The 15,217-nt window shown below is 48.4% G+C and carries 15 protein-coding genes; 7 read left to right on the forward strand and 8 right to left on the reverse strand.

Going from position 1 to position 15,217, the window contains the following annotated elements; translation table 11 throughout:
• The first annotated feature begins 44 nt into the window (after positions 1 to 44).
• Together EFB08_RS18765 and EFB08_RS18770 are read left to right on the forward strand one after the other, a co-directional pair.
• Entirely contained in the window at positions 45 to 728 is a 684-nt protein-coding gene (locus EFB08_RS18765; RefSeq protein WP_123128497.1) for a 2'-5' RNA ligase family protein, read from the forward strand.
• 52 nt (positions 729 to 780) lie between these two features.
• Complete coding sequence (locus EFB08_RS18770) at positions 781 to 1,593, forward strand: cyclase family protein (RefSeq protein ID WP_123128498.1); 813 nt, start codon at positions 781 to 783, stop codon at positions 1,591 to 1,593.
• Positions 1,594 to 2,069: 476 nt separating this feature from the next.
• Here the strand turns inward: EFB08_RS18770 and rpmA are convergent, their stop codons facing one another.
• Both rpmA and rplU read right to left on the reverse strand, forming a co-directional pair.
• Positions 2,070 to 2,366: a 50S ribosomal protein L27 gene (gene rpmA / locus EFB08_RS18775; RefSeq protein WP_123128499.1), complete on the reverse strand. Its 297-nt coding sequence runs from the start codon at positions 2,364 to 2,366 to the stop codon at positions 2,070 to 2,072.
• A gap of 71 nt (positions 2,367 to 2,437) precedes the next feature.
• Positions 2,438 to 2,746 (reverse strand): 50S ribosomal protein L21, encoded by a 309-nt coding sequence (gene rplU / locus EFB08_RS18780; RefSeq protein WP_123128500.1) that lies wholly within the window; start codon positions 2,744 to 2,746, stop codon positions 2,438 to 2,440.
• A 991-nt stretch (positions 2,747 to 3,737) separates the two neighbouring features.
• On the opposite strand from rplU, the gene EFB08_RS18785 reads away from it, so the two are divergent.
• The 4 genes from EFB08_RS18785 (at position 3,738) to EFB08_RS23600 (ending at position 9,305) form a co-directional block, all read left to right on the forward strand.
• Positions 3,738 to 4,697: a ribonucleoside-diphosphate reductase small subunit gene (locus tag EFB08_RS18785; RefSeq protein WP_123128501.1), complete on the forward strand. Its 960-nt coding sequence runs from the start codon at positions 3,738 to 3,740 to the stop codon at positions 4,695 to 4,697.
• Positions 4,698 to 4,885: 188 nt separating this feature from the next.
• A complete protein-coding gene (locus EFB08_RS18790) occupies positions 4,886 to 7,267 on the forward strand; it encodes a ribonucleoside-diphosphate reductase subunit alpha (RefSeq protein WP_123128502.1) in 2,382 nt (793 codons plus the stop codon).
• 95 nt (positions 7,268 to 7,362) lie between these two features.
• Positions 7,363 to 9,024, forward strand: coding sequence for an ATP-dependent nuclease (locus tag EFB08_RS18795; protein WP_123128503.1), 1,662 nt, complete (start codon positions 7,363 to 7,365; stop codon positions 9,022 to 9,024).
• 137 nt (positions 9,025 to 9,161) lie between these two features.
• On the forward strand, positions 9,162 to 9,305 hold the full coding sequence (locus EFB08_RS23600) for a hypothetical protein (RefSeq protein WP_165864964.1): 144 nt from the start codon (positions 9,162 to 9,164) through the stop codon (positions 9,303 to 9,305).
• Between the two features lie 156 nt (positions 9,306 to 9,461).
• On the opposite strand, the gene EFB08_RS18800 is transcribed toward EFB08_RS23600, so the two are convergent.
• From EFB08_RS18800 to EFB08_RS18820, 5 genes are all read right to left on the reverse strand, one after another.
• Positions 9,462 to 10,151, reverse strand: a complete 690-nt coding sequence (locus tag EFB08_RS18800) for a hypothetical protein (RefSeq protein ID WP_125077803.1) — start codon at positions 10,149 to 10,151, stop codon at positions 9,462 to 9,464.
• 265 nt (positions 10,152 to 10,416) lie between these two features.
• Positions 10,417 to 11,217, reverse strand: a complete 801-nt coding sequence (locus EFB08_RS18805) for a hypothetical protein (RefSeq protein WP_123128505.1) — start codon at positions 11,215 to 11,217, stop codon at positions 10,417 to 10,419.
• Between the two features lie 283 nt (positions 11,218 to 11,500).
• Positions 11,501 to 11,911, reverse strand: a complete 411-nt coding sequence (locus tag EFB08_RS18810; RefSeq protein WP_123128506.1) for an STAS/SEC14 domain-containing protein — start codon at positions 11,909 to 11,911, stop codon at positions 11,501 to 11,503.
• Between the two features lie 99 nt (positions 11,912 to 12,010).
• A complete protein-coding gene (locus EFB08_RS18815; protein WP_123128507.1) occupies positions 12,011 to 12,358 on the reverse strand; it encodes a CZB domain-containing protein in 348 nt (115 codons plus the stop codon).
• Positions 12,359 to 12,394: 36 nt separating this feature from the next.
• A complete protein-coding gene (locus tag EFB08_RS18820; protein WP_123128508.1) occupies positions 12,395 to 13,660 on the reverse strand; it encodes a PAS domain-containing protein in 1,266 nt (421 codons plus the stop codon).
• Between the two features lie 374 nt (positions 13,661 to 14,034).
• On the opposite strand from EFB08_RS18820, the gene EFB08_RS18825 reads away from it, so the two are divergent.
• Complete coding sequence (locus EFB08_RS18825) at positions 14,035 to 14,508, forward strand: hypothetical protein (protein ID WP_125077804.1); 474 nt, start codon at positions 14,035 to 14,037, stop codon at positions 14,506 to 14,508.
• A gap of 100 nt (positions 14,509 to 14,608) precedes the next feature.
• Here EFB08_RS18825 and EFB08_RS18830 read toward each other — a convergent pair whose 3' ends face one another.
• Positions 14,609 to 15,115: a DUF421 domain-containing protein gene (locus tag EFB08_RS18830; protein ID WP_227006410.1), complete on the reverse strand. Its 507-nt coding sequence runs from the start codon at positions 15,113 to 15,115 to the stop codon at positions 14,609 to 14,611.
• Positions 15,116 to 15,217 lie beyond the last annotated feature (102 nt).

The following is a 15,217-nucleotide window of genomic DNA, read 5'->3' on the forward strand; positions in this document are numbered from 1 at the left end:
TTTAGCCAAACAAGGTTAAAACAAAGGAGTGAGGCCCCCAGCTCATGAACTTACAAGACCACTACACCCAGTTATGGAAGAGTGCAGAGGCAAGATTTGCCGCCGGCGATTTTGCCTTAGACCCACTCATTGATTCACCCAATGATACCCGGCGAGGGCTCACCTTGTTGGCCCGCCCCAGCCCAGCGGTAAAGAAGGAGATGCAGTATCTATTGCAGCATCTTTCACTAGTAGAACCAGAACAATACTATTATCCGGCGTCAGACATCCACCTGACGGTGCTTTCCCTTATTTCCTGCTACCCAGATTTCACCTTGGAGAGTGTCCAGTTGCCACCTTACATAGACCTGCTGAAGAAAGCACTGGAACCCATCTCCCGGTTCAACATCCACTACTCTGGCCTGACTGCTTCTCCCTCGTGCGTGTTAGTGCAAGGATTTCCCCGGTCTAATGAATTAGAAGAGCTGCGGGATAGGGTACGGCAGGCTTTCCGGTCCTCGGATTTACAGGAATCCATTGACCAGCGGTACACCATTCAAACGGCCCATAGCACTATCGTTCGGTTCAGGAAACCCTTGTCACAGCCTGGCTTGTTTCTGCAGAAGCTTCGGGAATGCCGGCACCGGAATTTCGGAACTTCCCCTATAAACACGCTGGAACTGGTCTACCATGACTGGTACCAACGCCAGGAGACCACCCACCTTTTGGCCACCTTTCCCCTGAAGTAGATTTCTTCTGGTTTTCCGCGTACTTTGGAGAAACAGGTCTAAAACGCTGCTCATGCTTTCTTCCGCTACCATTACCTTCCGGGACCGCACCTACCAGTACAATCCGCTGCAACCGCTGGACATCTCACTTCCGCTAAGGTCGGGTCTGGAGAATGTGAATTGCTTTTGGGCTGAACCGGTGCAGGTAGAAACCATCACTGTGGGCGATTTCGTGGGCAGCGTCGCGCAGGGTGGTTCTACCAATTACCAGCGGGTTCACCTCACCCCACACGGCAACGGCACCCACACCGAGTGCTACGGCCACATCTCGCCAGACCCGGCTGCTACTCTGGACCAATGCCTCACCCGATTTCTGTTTGTCGCGCAACTGGTCTCCGCCACACCAAGATCCCAGGAGAATGGTGATTTGATAGTTTCTGCGGATGATGTGATAGCCCAATTGGAAGAGGGGAATTTACCAGAAGCGTTGGTGTTGCGCACGCTGCCAAACCTGGAAAGTAAACGCACCGCCCAGTACTCCGGCAGCAATCCACCTTACCTTGAACCGGCTTTGGCTGAGTACCTGGCGCGCCATGGCATAGAACATCTCTTGTTAGACTTACCCTCTGTTGACCGGGAGGAAGACGGCGGGGCTTTGCTGGCACACCATGCTTTTTGGCAGTATCCTGAAAACACGCGCACTCACGCTACTATCACAGAGCTTATTTATGTGCCGGATGCGGTAGTAGATGGCTGGTATTTGTTGCAGCAGCAGGTGACTGGTTTAGTGCTGGATGCGAGTCCGAGCAAGCCGGTGTTGTATGCGTTGGAGCTGATGGGTTTAGGGAATGAAGGGAAGGTTTCTTTTGTGGAAGCGCCGCATTAACGATATTTCTTTGCTTTCTGCTTTTGAAAGTTCTACTTCGGCATGTTTTGTCCGCTTGTTCTGGCGATAGGCCGCCGTTACCGTGGGTGCATGAGCAGTGTTGTTGCATAGCTGAGCTCCGAGCGCTCACGGCCGCGAGGCCCCGCCTTCCGGCATCGCGCTGTGCCAGCTTCCTTTGCTCCCTGGGGTCGCAATGCCTGTCGGCACAGGAACCTGCCTAGGCGCTCAACCGAAAGGCTGGAATAGGGTTATTTCAACTGGTGCGATATTCCATGGTTCAAGTCTGCGACTTGGACCTACTATGATCTGAAGTTTGCAACTTCAGTGAGGCGCGAGCCTCAAAAACACATTGGTTCCTATTCAATTCTATACGCCAGATTTCAGCCTAAATTCTACGAAACAGCCTGAAAACAAGAAAGGCTGCCTTTGAGGGGCAGCCTTTCGGAAATTTTTATCGGCGGAAGCCGAGGATATGCTTAGGCAGTTACTTCTTCAGAAGTAGTAGCGGCAACTGGAGCATCAACTGGAAGAACTGATACGTATGAACGGTTCTTCACGCCTTTTTTGAAAGACACGATGCCATCAGTAAGGGCGAACAAAGTATGGTCTTTACCGATACCTACGTTTGCACCTGGGTGGTGAGCTGTACCGCGCTGACGCACGATGATGTTACCAGCGTTGATGGTTTGACCACCGAAAATTTTCACGCCTAAGCGCTTGGAATGTGATTCGCGGCCGTTGTTAGAACTACCGACACCTTTTTTGTGAGCCATTTCTAGTCTATTTTAATCTGGGGAGAAATCCCCAGAATAGGTTCTACAATAATTTTCCTTTACCTCAAAAATTAACCAATGGTGTTGATCAACACTTTGGTGTACTGTTGGCGGTGACCGTTTTTCTTCTTGTAGCCTTTTCTTCTTTTCTTCTTGAAGACGATCACTTTGTCAGCTTTGGCATGTCCCTGGATGGTACCAGTCACCTTGATGTTGTCAAGGAACGGAGCACCTACAGATAAAGTACCGTTGTCATCAGTTAAAAGAACATTGGCGAACTCTACGGCGTCACCTTCATTGCCGGAAAGCTTGTTAGTGTAGAAGAACTTACCGCTCTCTACTTTCGTCTGGATACCAGCGATTTCTACAATTGCGTACATCAGCTTACGATATTTTTAAAAATTGAACCGCAAAGGTACGGCCAGTCAAGCTAATATCCAAACGCACACCTGCTAATTTATGCCTTAACAAGCGGGTATGAAACTGATTTTTAGAAGGTTGCGAGTTATCCCCCAACATGTGGATAACTTTGGTAGATAAACCAAACCTATACTGATTATCAACCACTTACAAGTGGATAAAGAAGCAAGCAGAGATAACCACCTGGAAAAGGCGGCTAAAACCAGGCGCTTACAGCCCGAAAAATGGAGATTACCTGGCGGCAGAAAGGTAGATGAAAGTAGACAACGGCTCAGGTAAAGTCAAGAGAAATAAGCGATTTGTTTCCACATTGCTCCCAGCATCTAAAGGAAAGCATTTCCCTTTCTTAAGCAAGGATTAGATTTGCAGCAGCCGCATTCTAAAACTCCTGCCTCATGGAATCTATTTGAAGTGACAAAGCCCCTTTGCTAGCTTTTTCCCGGCCAGTATCACCCCTTCTACTTAGTTCGTTTTAGGCCCGAAACCAGGAAAACAGCCCTTAAACGCACATCCTTTCATCTGGTCTTAGGGCCGTATCTAAGCTGTTTTCTGAAGGTTGAAGAACCAAAACAGACCCGCCTCATAGCCCTTCACACGCAAGTTCACGCTTGGTTGCTCAGGCCGCCTGAAGCCATCTGCTTTCCTGAAAGATACCATCTTTAAAGCAATAGAATAAAGACTATATTTAAGGTTTCTAATTTTTATAAAATTATAGATTGTTGATCTTCAACAACTTAACCGTGCAAATGTTTGTGGATAACCGCTGTATAAGAAGTTGGTAAATTAGCCTTCTCTAATCGGGCAAACCACGTATTTGTCCCTATATTTGAAATCTCAAGCCAAAGCAACTGCTTCTAAATCCATTAGTTCAGAACCTGCCAAGGCCTAAGAAGTAACGCTCGTTTAGTGTTACCATCCTAAATAAAGTTAGAGCAAGAAACCGTTTAGTCTATGGAGCCTTTATTGCAAGAAAACCCGAACCGCTTTGTCCTGTTCCCCATCCAAAACGATGCCGTTTGGCAGATGTATAAGAAAGCAGAGGCTAGCTTTTGGACGGCTGAAGAGATTGACCTGTCCCCTGACTTAAAGGACTGGGAGAAACTGAACGATGGCGAGCGTCACTTCATCTCGCACGTACTGGCGTTCTTCGCGGCCTCAGACGGGATTGTGAATGAGAACCTAGCCATCAACTTCATGCAGGAAGTGCAGTTGCCCGAGGCGCGTTGCTTCTACGGCTTCCAGATCATGATGGAGAACATCCACTCTGAGACCTATTCCCTGTTAATAGATACTTATATCAAAGATCCGCAGGAGAAAGACCGGTTATTCAATGCCCTGGAGACGGTTGATTGCGTGAAGAAAAAAGGCGAGTGGGCTTTGAAATGGATCAACTCTGAGAACTTCACCGAGCGCCTGATCGCGTTTGCCGCCGTGGAAGGCATTTTCTTCTCTGGCTCCTTCTGCTCTATCTTCTGGATGAAAAAGCGCGGCCTGATGCCAGGTTTGACCTTTTCCAATGAATTAATCTCCCGTGACGAGGGACTGCACTGCGACTTTGCCTGCCTGCTGTACTCTATGTTAGAGAACAAGTTACCCGAGGAGCGCGTACAAATGATCATCCGTGACGCGGTGAGCATTGAGCAGGAATTTGTGACCGATGCGCTGCCCGTAGACCTCATAGGGATGAATGCAAAACTGATGAACCAATACATCGAGTTTGTGGCCGACCGCCTGCTGGTATCACTAGGCTGCGGCAAAATCTACAATTCAACCAATCCATTTGACTTCATGGAGTTAATCTCCCTGCAAGGCAAAACCAACTTCTTTGAGAAACGTGTGGCGGAGTACCAGAAATCAGGCGTGATGAGCGACCGTGATTCCAACGTGTTCTCTCTGGACGAGGACTTTTAATCTATTACCCCTTGGACAGCCCTAAAGCGCTTTGGGGTTGTTTCTCTAAAATCGGGCTTAAAACATCCAGCAATCGGTTGGAGGCGAGCCCTCAAGTAAAATCAAGCCTATAATATGCTCCGGCGCAAAAGCGCATGGGAGAGAAATATCTGGATGGTACGTCATCCGTCACTTATTAGTGTAAGCGTATGTTAGTTGTAAAAAGAGATGGCCGCAGGGAATCGGTCAAGTTTGATAAAATCACGGCCCGCATAGAGAAACTGTGCTATGGCCTGAACATGTCGTTTGTAAGCCCTATTGAGGTGGCCAAGAAGGTGATTGACGGTATTTACGATGGCGTGACCACCGTGATCCTGGATAACCTGGCTGCTGAGACCGCGGCTTCCTTAACGACAAAGCACCCCGACTACGCCATTCTGGCGGCGCGTATTGCTATCTCCAGCTTGCACAAGGTGACGCAGAAGTCGTTCTTCAACACCATGAAGCAGCTGTACACCTATGAAGATCCAAAAACAGGTGAAAACGCTTCATTGATTGCGAAGGATGTCTTTGAAATCATTAAGAAACACGCGGCTGTGCTGGACTCCAGCATTATCTATGACCGTGACTACAACTATGATTACTTCGGGTACAAAACCCTGGAGCGTTCGTATCTGCTGCGCCTGCACGGCAAAGTAGTGGAGCGTCCGCAGCATATGTTGATGCGCGTGGCGGTGGGTATTCACAAAGAAGACATTGACTCAGCTATTGAGACCTACAACCTCATGTCTGAGAAGTGGTTCACGCACGCTACGCCAACTCTTTTCAACGCTGGTACGCCTAAGCCGCAGTTGTCTTCGTGCTTCCTGCTCACCATGAAAGAAGACAGCATTCCGGGTATCTATGACACTTTGAAAAACTGCGCCTTGATCTCGCAAAGTGCGGGTGGTATTGGTCTGGCAGCGCACAACATCAGAGCTACGGGTTCTTACATCAAAGGCACCAACGGCACGTCTAATGGCTTAGTGCCGATGTTGAAAGTGTTCAACGACACGGCCCGTTACGTGGACCAGGGCGGCGGAAAACGGAAAGGCGCCTTCGCGATTTACCTGGAGCCATGGCACGCCGATATCTTCGACTTCCTGGACTTGAGAAAGAACCACGGAAAGGAAGAGATGCGTACCCGCGACTTGTTCCTGGCCCTTTGGACGCCAGACTTGTTCATGAAGCGCGTAGAAGCCAACGGTGACTGGAGCCTGATGTGCCCCAACGAGTGCCCAGGCTTGTCTGACACGTGGGGCAAGGACTTCGAGCGTCTGTATGAGAAATACGAGAAAGAAGGCCGCGCCCGCAAGACCGTGAAAGCGCAGGAACTATGGTTCGCGATCTTAGAAGCACAGACTGAGACTGGTACGCCGTACATGCTGTTCAAGGACCACGCCAACGGTAAGTCTAACCAGCAGAACCTGGGCACCATCAAGAGCTCTAACCTGTGCACCGAGATCATTGAGTACACCGATGCTGATGAGATTGCGGTGTGTAACCTGGCGTCTCTGGCTCTGCCACGCTACATCAAAGAAGAGAAAGGCGTTAAGACTTTTGACCACCAGAAACTTTACGAGGTTACTTACACCGTTACCAAGAACCTGAACAAGGTTATTGACATCAACTACTACCCGGTTCCGGAAGCCAAAAAATCCAACATGCGTCACCGCCCTATCGGGTTGGGTGTACAGGGCTTGGCAGATGCGTTCCTGCAACTGCGCATGCCATTTGAAAGTGAAGACGCTGCCCGTCTGAACAAGGAAATTTTTGAGACCATTTACTTTGCGGCCATGACGGCTTCTAAGGATCTGGCCAAGAAAGACGGACCATACGAAACGTTTGAAGGCTCACCTATTAGCCGCGGTATCTTCCAGTTCGATATGTGGGGCGTAACCCCGGAAAGCGGCCGTTGGGACTGGGAAGCGCTTCGTCAGGAAGTAGTAGAGCACGGAGTTCGTAACTCTTTGCTGGTAGCGCCTATGCCAACTGCTTCTACCTCGCAGATCCTGGGGAACAACGAGGGCTTTGAGCCTTACACCTCTAACATCTACGTTCGCCGCGTGTTGAGCGGGGAGTTCATGGTGGTGAACAAGCACTTGCTGAACGACCTGATTGCCCTAGGCCTGTGGAACGACCAGATGAAGAATGCCATCATTGCGGCCAACGGCTCGGTGCAGGGCATCACCAACATCCCGCAGAACATCAAAGACCTGTACAAGACGGTATGGGAAATCAGCCAGCGGACCATCATTGACATGTCGGCCGACCGTGGCGCGTACATCTGCCAGAGCCAAAGCCTGAACCTGCACGTGTCTAACGTGAACTTCGGGAAATTGACCTCTATGCACTTCCACAGCTGGAAGAAAGGCTTGAAGACCGGTATGTACTACCTACGTACCAAAGCTGCCGCCGATGCCATCAAGTTCACGGTAGAGAAACAAGCCGCCGAAACCTTGGCGCCCATGTACACCGCCGTTGAGCAGAACATGAGCGACATGGCTTGCTCCCTAGATAACCCAGACGCTTGCGAGGCTTGCGGTAGCTAAGAAGCTAAGACTAAAAAAAAGGAGAAGGTGACTTCTCCTTTTTTTTAGTGCCTATCAGTAAATATATATAATAGATCTAATATTTAATTTAGCTAATGAAGATAGAGAGAATTAGAATAAAGAATTACAAAAGTATAGCATCGTTAGACTTCAATATCAATCCCAGGCTCAATGTCTTTATTGGTGAAAACAGTGTAGGCAAAAGCAACATTTTTGATGCTATAAATTGGCTCCTTGGGCCAGTGTATCCTTCATTTAACTCAACTCTACCAAATGACCATTACCAGGGAGATTTAGAAAATAAAATTCGAATACGCCTATACTTTGACGATGGAAAATTCCTAGAACTTGCTGAAGAGTGGAAAGATAGAAATGGCAACACCAAATCAGGATTAAACCTAAGTGGAGAGTACTTAACCGATATAGTTCGACAGCGATATTGCTCTGCTTACCTTGGGATAGATAGACAAATATTAGACTACTTACCATCAAACAGATGGTCATTAATGGGAAGAATCTTGCAAGAGATAAATTCTACATTTTGTAAAGAAAAAGTTGTCAATGAACAAACAGGTGAAGAAATTCTTAAGTCCGACCTCTTAAAGTCTCAACTAAGAGAAATCCGTGACAACACTCTTTTCTCAGTTAAAGATGCCGAGGGTAATGAGGTAATGAAAAACTTCATTGAGTTGCTTCAAAGAGAAAGCGCTAAGCAACTTAATAAACCAGAGCATGAATTTTCAGTAGATTTCAATTTGTATGATCCTTGGAATTTTTACAGAACATTACAACTACTAGTAAAAGACAGTGACTCTACATTAGAGTTCCAAGCTTCAAAACTAGGCATGGGAGTTCAGGCATCAATATCTATAGCCGTTCTTAAAGCTTACTCTTCTTTAAAGCTAAAAAACAACACTCCCATATTTATAGATGAGCCAGAATTGTTTTTACACCCACAAGCACAAAGAAGCTTCTATAAGTTGTTGAATGAATTAGCAGACAAAGGGACTCAAATATTTCTTACAACACATTCTCCAAACTTTCTAAGCATGGCTAAGTTTGATGAAATATTTGTTGTAAGAAAAGATTCTTCTACTGGAACATTTATTAACTGCGCAAATTGCTATGACTTTATAACTGACCTATTCTTGAGGCATGAAATAGTTTCTGACTATGAATCTATGATGCTTCAATACATGAATGCCTATGAACATACAGGTGATACTCAAAAAGCAAATGAAGCATTCTTCTCTAAAGCAATAATTCTAGTTGAAGGTGAGTCAGAATCTTTGATCTTGCCACATCTATTTGAAGTTCTAAAGTTTGATTATTTAGCAAAAGGTATCACGATTGTAAGATGTGGTGGTAAAAATGAACTAGATAGGTTTTATAGACTTTATTCAGAATTTGGTATTCCTTGTTACATGATGTTTGATGGAGATGATAATCACTTAGGAACAAAAGAAGAAAAATCGACTATTAAAAAGAATAAAGCTTTGCTTAAATTATTTGATACTGATGCTGACTTTCCTGATGGAATTGTGCATGATAATTACCTTGGCTTTAAAGATACATTCGATGTAAGTTTAGGTCTTGGCACCTCCTCAAAAGGGCTAAAGCTGTTCAGGCTTGCCAAGGAGAAGATAAAGTCAATGGAACAAATTCCTAGTTGGGCACCAGTTTTTGTTGGTAAATTAGATTCTCTAACGCGAACTAAAGCCTCAAGTGTTTTAATTCGAGAACAACAAACGGTTTAAATTTTCAACCCTTTCATTATTAAACTGCAGATCTTTCCTATCAACACCTACCTCTGCAGCCTAGGAAGCAGAATCAGGCATTGGTATTTTCAATTTTTACCTACTTTCACGGAAACAGGCCTGAAACAAGAAAGATTATGGAAGAGGATGAGACCTTTACCGCAGCACAAAAAGAGTTAAAGCAAGACCTAACCCAGTTGGAGAAAAGCGAGGCAGCCTTTGTAGGCATAGATCAGTTAGACCAAGAGCTTGAAAATACCATTAAGAGGTATGAAGCTTAAGTCACTAGGCACTTCAGCGAAATATTGAATGCTCAATTGCGGTACATTGCTCAATATAATAACCGGCCTCATTGCAATTTTCATACAGTTACATTTCTAGCCTGGAATCTGGAAAACAGACTTAAAACAAGCCTCGACACTCAGGCAATAGACCTGTCATAAAAGAACAATAACAAGGATCGCGAAGAAGGCCAAGAGGCCAGCAGCGGCAAGGCTAAGCCAAAGTCCGGTGGTGGCTCCTTTAGCATTCACCGGGTCTTCGGGGTGCTTCCTGTTCCAGGACAAAGCCTTGCCACTGAATACGGCTCCTGCCAACGAGGTCAGGAAGGAGACAAGTAGCAAGGCCGCACCTCCGCGGGTGAGACTTGATAGTCCGGCAACAGCCAGTACGAACGACAAGATACCTAGCAGAAGCCCGGCACGTGCTGTTCCTTTCCCTGGGGTTTTTGGTTCGGCTTTTCCAGGAAACAGCTCAACCGCGTTCCGCTGCTTTTGCAAAGGCGCGATAACCTGACTTCCTTGCTCTTTAGACAACTCTCCCGAAGGCGAAGAGCCCGTTTGTTCGTAGACGGGTTTTACCAAAACAGGTGCCGGTTCTTCGGCAGAGGCAACTACGGGAGAGTGATTGGCTTCTGAAAAATCGGTTTCCTGGGGGACCTGGCTGGAAGGCAGTTTCATGATCTGGGTAGAAGCCGGGTTGTCAGGCTCTACTTGAGCATGGCTCCTGACCACCGGTGCAGAAAAACGGAAGAATTCTTTCTTAGCACATCCTGAAACGAACAGAAGCAAAGAGAGCAGGAACAACAGGCACCTGGTAACGCGAAAGGGATTCGCTTTTCTTATCATCTGTTTAAGATATAGAAAAAGGACGATACTTAGATAAGGGCGTCCATCCTTCTTTGGCTCCCACATTGCCGATGGTATTCCCAGCCTTCAAAGCTGCGTCTACCTCTAGACAATAGAAGACTCACTTGCTAGTCTTGGCGCTAACCCAGAGAACTTCCGCTTGCCATCAAACAAAGAACTCCTGCTTTCGGCTTGGTTCTGTGAAATCAGGCCGAAAGCGGGAGTTCTTTTGGACACAGGCTACAAGCCTATGCTTTGGAAAAGTTTACATCACATAGGTATACTCGGTCTGGAAAGGAGGGCCGCTGACGGGGGAAGTGGTCTTTTTCACGGGCAGGTTCTGGGCGTTGTACTCGTAGGTGAAGTTGGTCACGCGCTGCTCTCCGTTGGCCAGCGTGGTGGTGACTTTACCGGGGTTGTTGCGGAACAGCACAATTGTAGGAGTGAACAGGAAGTCTCCGAGGTGCTGCACGCCTTTCTTGGTGTCATAGTTCTCGTACTTGCTGGTCTGCACCAGTTCCCAGGCCGAGGTTGCCGTAGCCTTGCGGTACATGGCCATTTCGTTTACGTTGCCGGTGGCGTCATAGGTGTAGGTGACCTTGTTGGTTTCGCGGGGCACGGTAGAGCCTGCGTCTTTGTAGAAACTGAAACGCGTGGCAAGCCGACCAGCCACATCATACTCAAACGTGTGGTAACTCTCTACTTTGTCATTGATGAGTTCATCTAGCTTGTAGAGTTGGTTATTGGCCGTGTAGTAGTAGGCGTTCTCCGTATCCAGAATGGGGCCATCGGTGAGCAGGTAGGAAATGCGGCCCACGTTGTCATAAACGACCTCACTGGTAGACTGAGGGTTCTCGTTCAGGGCCAGTTGCCCAGCGCCTACTACGCGGGTGAGCCATCCTGTGGCCGAGTACTGAAATTCCCGGCTATCGCCTTGGCTGGTGGAGATTTTCTTCAGGAAGATGGGCGTGGCATTGGTAGAAGGTTCGGGGTCTTCCAGGTCGCAGCCGGTGAGAAAAAGGGAGACGAAGAAGAGAAAAGTGAATTGACTGACATAGGTTTTCATAAAAAAGCAATAGATGGGTTCTGGTAGATATACTACTTAGAAGAGCCCTCAAACCCTAAGAAGGTTGCACCAGCTTTTCAATTGGTCAATTTTACAGGAGATTCGGCTTGAAATTCTCTCCTCCCCAGACTGCTTCCGGGCATAAACTGCTTTCCACCGGAAACATCAGAACTGAGCCTGAACCATATAAACTGCTTTTGGCCTGTTTTCCGTATTTCAGGCCAAAAAAGAAAAGGAAGCCGGTTCTGGCTTCCTTTTCTTTTATATAGCGATTTCTATATTCTTATTGATCCAAGGGCTGAAGTATCCAGTCCATGGCTTCTTCAAAGTCTTCAAACTCCATGAGCACCATATCACCCAGATCATCGGCCCGTTTCATGAGCTGTTGCACGGCCATCTTATTGAAGATATCTTCAGAAACCACGGTAGCGTTCCGCCGGATGGTGCTGTCTCTGAGCGCCGGGAAAGCGGTTTCATAGAACCAGGCTTGATCGGCTTGCCGAATGGCTTTCATCTTACGGTTATCGGCGAGCCAGCGCAGGGGTTTGTGCTCCTGCATCAGGCGCATGCAAACCGTGATGGCTTCCCTGAATTCCTCGCTGTTGAGAAAGCCCGTGGACACGGCTATGCCTAACCGATGCTGGTCATCGTAGGTGAGGGTGAAGACGTGGTTCTTAAAATAAGTGGTCACCATGGCCTGTCATTTTGATCAAGAACTGCAAAAGATATACGTAAACTTTAGAAGAAAGGCAGCCTACCCGCTACCGCAAACTTGCCTCAAGGACCCAGTTCCTTATACTAACCTGACCTCCAGGGCAGAGATAAGGCGCGTGAGCTGCTCAGAAAGTTTATCTATGTTCTGCAGGCCTTCGTGGGCCTCCTCAATTTTGCCAGACCGGTACAAACCTATGAGGTGGGCGGCAGTGGTCTGCAGTTCTTTGAAGATCTTTGCCATGGCGCTGTACTCAGCCAGATGGCTATAGCGCACCGCCCCAATGGTCCTGAACCACTGGGACACAGGTCCGCTGGACGAGAAGAACTCCTCATCAGGCGTGCCCCCGTACACCGCAGAGCGTACTTTAGACTTAAATAGAATCAGCTTTATTCTGAGTTGCTGAAGGTCACTTTGGGCAGCGTTCATGTAAAGCTTTTGTCATGCGTTGAAACCATGCAGTCGTTACCCTCTGTCATCTTTCTGAAGGCGCTCGCGCAGCTTCACATGCTCTGTGATCTCATACCCGAAAACCAAGATGCCTATAATGGTCATGTTCTCGCCAAAGATGGGCTGGTAGTTGAGCGTGAGGTATAAATCTTCCTGTTCTCCGGTGTCCTGGTGTTTCCGGTGAAACAAAATCTCGTCTGCTGAGAAGGGCGTGCCGGTGCGGTACACATTATCCAGCAAATCCACAAAGCCCTGCTCGGCGGCCTCAGGCACCGCGTCTTTCACGGTTTTCCCTTTCAGTTCGCGCTCGGGGAACAAAGCCTGGTAGTACGGATTGATGAGGTCATAGCGGTGCTCAGGCCCGGTAAGGGTGCAGAAAATAGCCGGAGCGGTCAGAATCATGTTCTCCAGCGTCTTGCGCTCAGACTCGGCTTTCTGTAGGGCAGCATGTACCTGGTCTGAGAGGAACGCCATTTGTTCATTGCTTTCCAGCAGTTCCTGCACCATCTGTTTGGTGGCGTGGATATCGGTGGCACTGCCCACCCACAAAGACACCTGGCCTGAGGGAAGCGTCACGGGAGAGCACTTCTTCACAAACCACCGGTAATTGCCTTCGCGGTCACGCAGGCGTAGCTCGGCCTGAAACTCCACCTGCTTCTGGAAACTTTCCTGGGCCCGGGTTAAAAAAATCTCTTTGTCCTCTGGATGGATGGCATCCAGGAAACCGGTAGGCGAGGCCATGGTGTCTTGGGCAGAGACGCCGGTGTACTTGACAAACCGTTCGTTCACAAACGTTACCTGCCCCTCTGGGCTCACCGTGTAGATGAGTTGCGGCACAGTGTCAGTCATGATCCTAAATTTGTTCTCGCTTTCGCGATGGGCCAGTTTGGCTTTTTCCCGCTCTGTTACGTCAGAAGTCTTCTGGATGATGTACTCAATGTTTCCCTCCTGGTCCAAGAGAGGGGTGTGCGAGGCTTCCCAGATACTTTCATAATCTCCTCCGCCTTCGGCCGCTGGCCGGGTAAGAGTGTAGCGCACCAGATCCATGTGATCTACCTGCTTGGTCTGAAATACCCGATCAATGGATTTACGCACCGGGTTTTCGTCAAACGAGTAGTTCTTGTCTGGAAACGCCTCCAGCAGAAAGTGAAGGCCTATAATTTCCTCCCGCGTACGCATTGTGGTTTGCAGATAGGCATCGGTGGCGGCCACAATGGTGAAATCGGGGGTAATAACCACCAGGTTGTCTGGTACGTGCTGGAATAGGTTTGAAAAATCCATCTCAAAAGGTGAATTACCGTGGAGTTAATAAAAGCACTAACTAGATTGAAGGGGAAAGGTTTTGCCTCTTTGGGGCACCGTGCTCCGTTAAAAATAACCAGCCTCTCTATCTAAAGCAATGTTACAGCTCTGACGGCAATCCTTTTAATACGCGGCAAGATGCAACTAAAATCTGACTGCCCCTAGTTTACCCATCGGAACAACCGCCTCGGCCTTTCGTGTCGTTTTCAGGAAAGGAGGCTAAGAACAGGAAATGCTGCTACTTGAGGGCAACCGGTAAGGGAGGTGCCTTCTGTTGTCCGGCCCCATCACCTGCCTTGCAAAAATCTGGTTTTTATATGAAATTGGGTTGGGTAATTCTTTCTGGAAACGACATGAAAACGACCTGGCTTTTGGTTCTTTTTGTAGGTGCCTGCCTACTGGGCAGCTGTGACTCAGACGAGGATGCAACACCTGAGGCGACCCTGCAGGCACAGTGGCAGATGTATTCCAACAAAGTGTTGGTGCTGGGCGGCAACGAAGCCTGTGCCTACAAAACCACCCTAAAAGATATGGACTTCACCCCAACCGCTTCCACCTGCCAGGACGATGATGTGTATGATTTCCGGGACCCGGCAGAACTGGTGATCAGGCACGGTACCCAAAGATGCAGCAGCACAGAACCCGCTTCTACCTCCATCGCCTATGAACGCCAGGGAGACAAACTCTTTATAGGTGGCCGGGAACACACCGTGGTACACCTCACCCGAGACACCCTTATCCTGGATGTCTGTGTTCCCCTGGCGGCTACCGGATGGCCTGCCACCAGTTACGGGAAAGTAGGCCTGAAACTCACCCGAATAAAGTAACCTGCTGGCCGGGAAAACACCTTGTTTTTGACGGAACAAAAAAAACTCTGCGCTTCTGTCCAGGGATATGCAACCCATCCCCAGCATTGAAGAGGCCTAACTACTTGTCCTCTTTATACACAATACTAATTTTCCCGCTACGCTCCAGGCAGGCAGTGTCTATTTTGCCGATATCCATGGGGCCACCCTGCGAGCGCATGGTTTCTACGATGTCGTTCTCAGTGATGCTGTGGGCACGCATGTCGTCTTTCAGGAGTTTGCCATCTTTGACCAGCGCGGCGGTTTTCCCCTTGATGAAGTTACTGATGCCGTGGCCGTGCCCAAACCGGTAAGCCACCGCTGCTAACATGCGGTGAAGCATCACCAATACCAACCCGGCGGCCAATGTAGGGAAGAAAGGAGAGGTGCCGGTAATCGCGCGGCTCATGATGGAACCGTACATAATGCCCAGCACAATGTCAAAAGCGCTCTGCTGCCCGAAAATTCGTTTATTGGCGAGGCGTACGTACCCCAACGAGATAAAGAAGACCAGCACCGCCCTGATAGACATTTGCCACCAGTTCAGGTCTTTTTGTCCCAGCCCTAAGATAAATTCCAGTGTTTCCATCCTCAGAACCAAACGGCTCAGAAGAACGAGGGTTACGGCACCTTCTCTGCATAGGAGTTACTTTGTGCCGCATCGCGCTGGGAGCGCCTTCTCCTAGAAAAT

Source organism: Rufibacter latericius, from assembly GCF_003721515.1.
In the GTDB taxonomy this organism is placed as follows: Bacteria; Bacteroidota; Bacteroidia; order Cytophagales; family Hymenobacteraceae; genus Nibribacter; species Nibribacter latericius.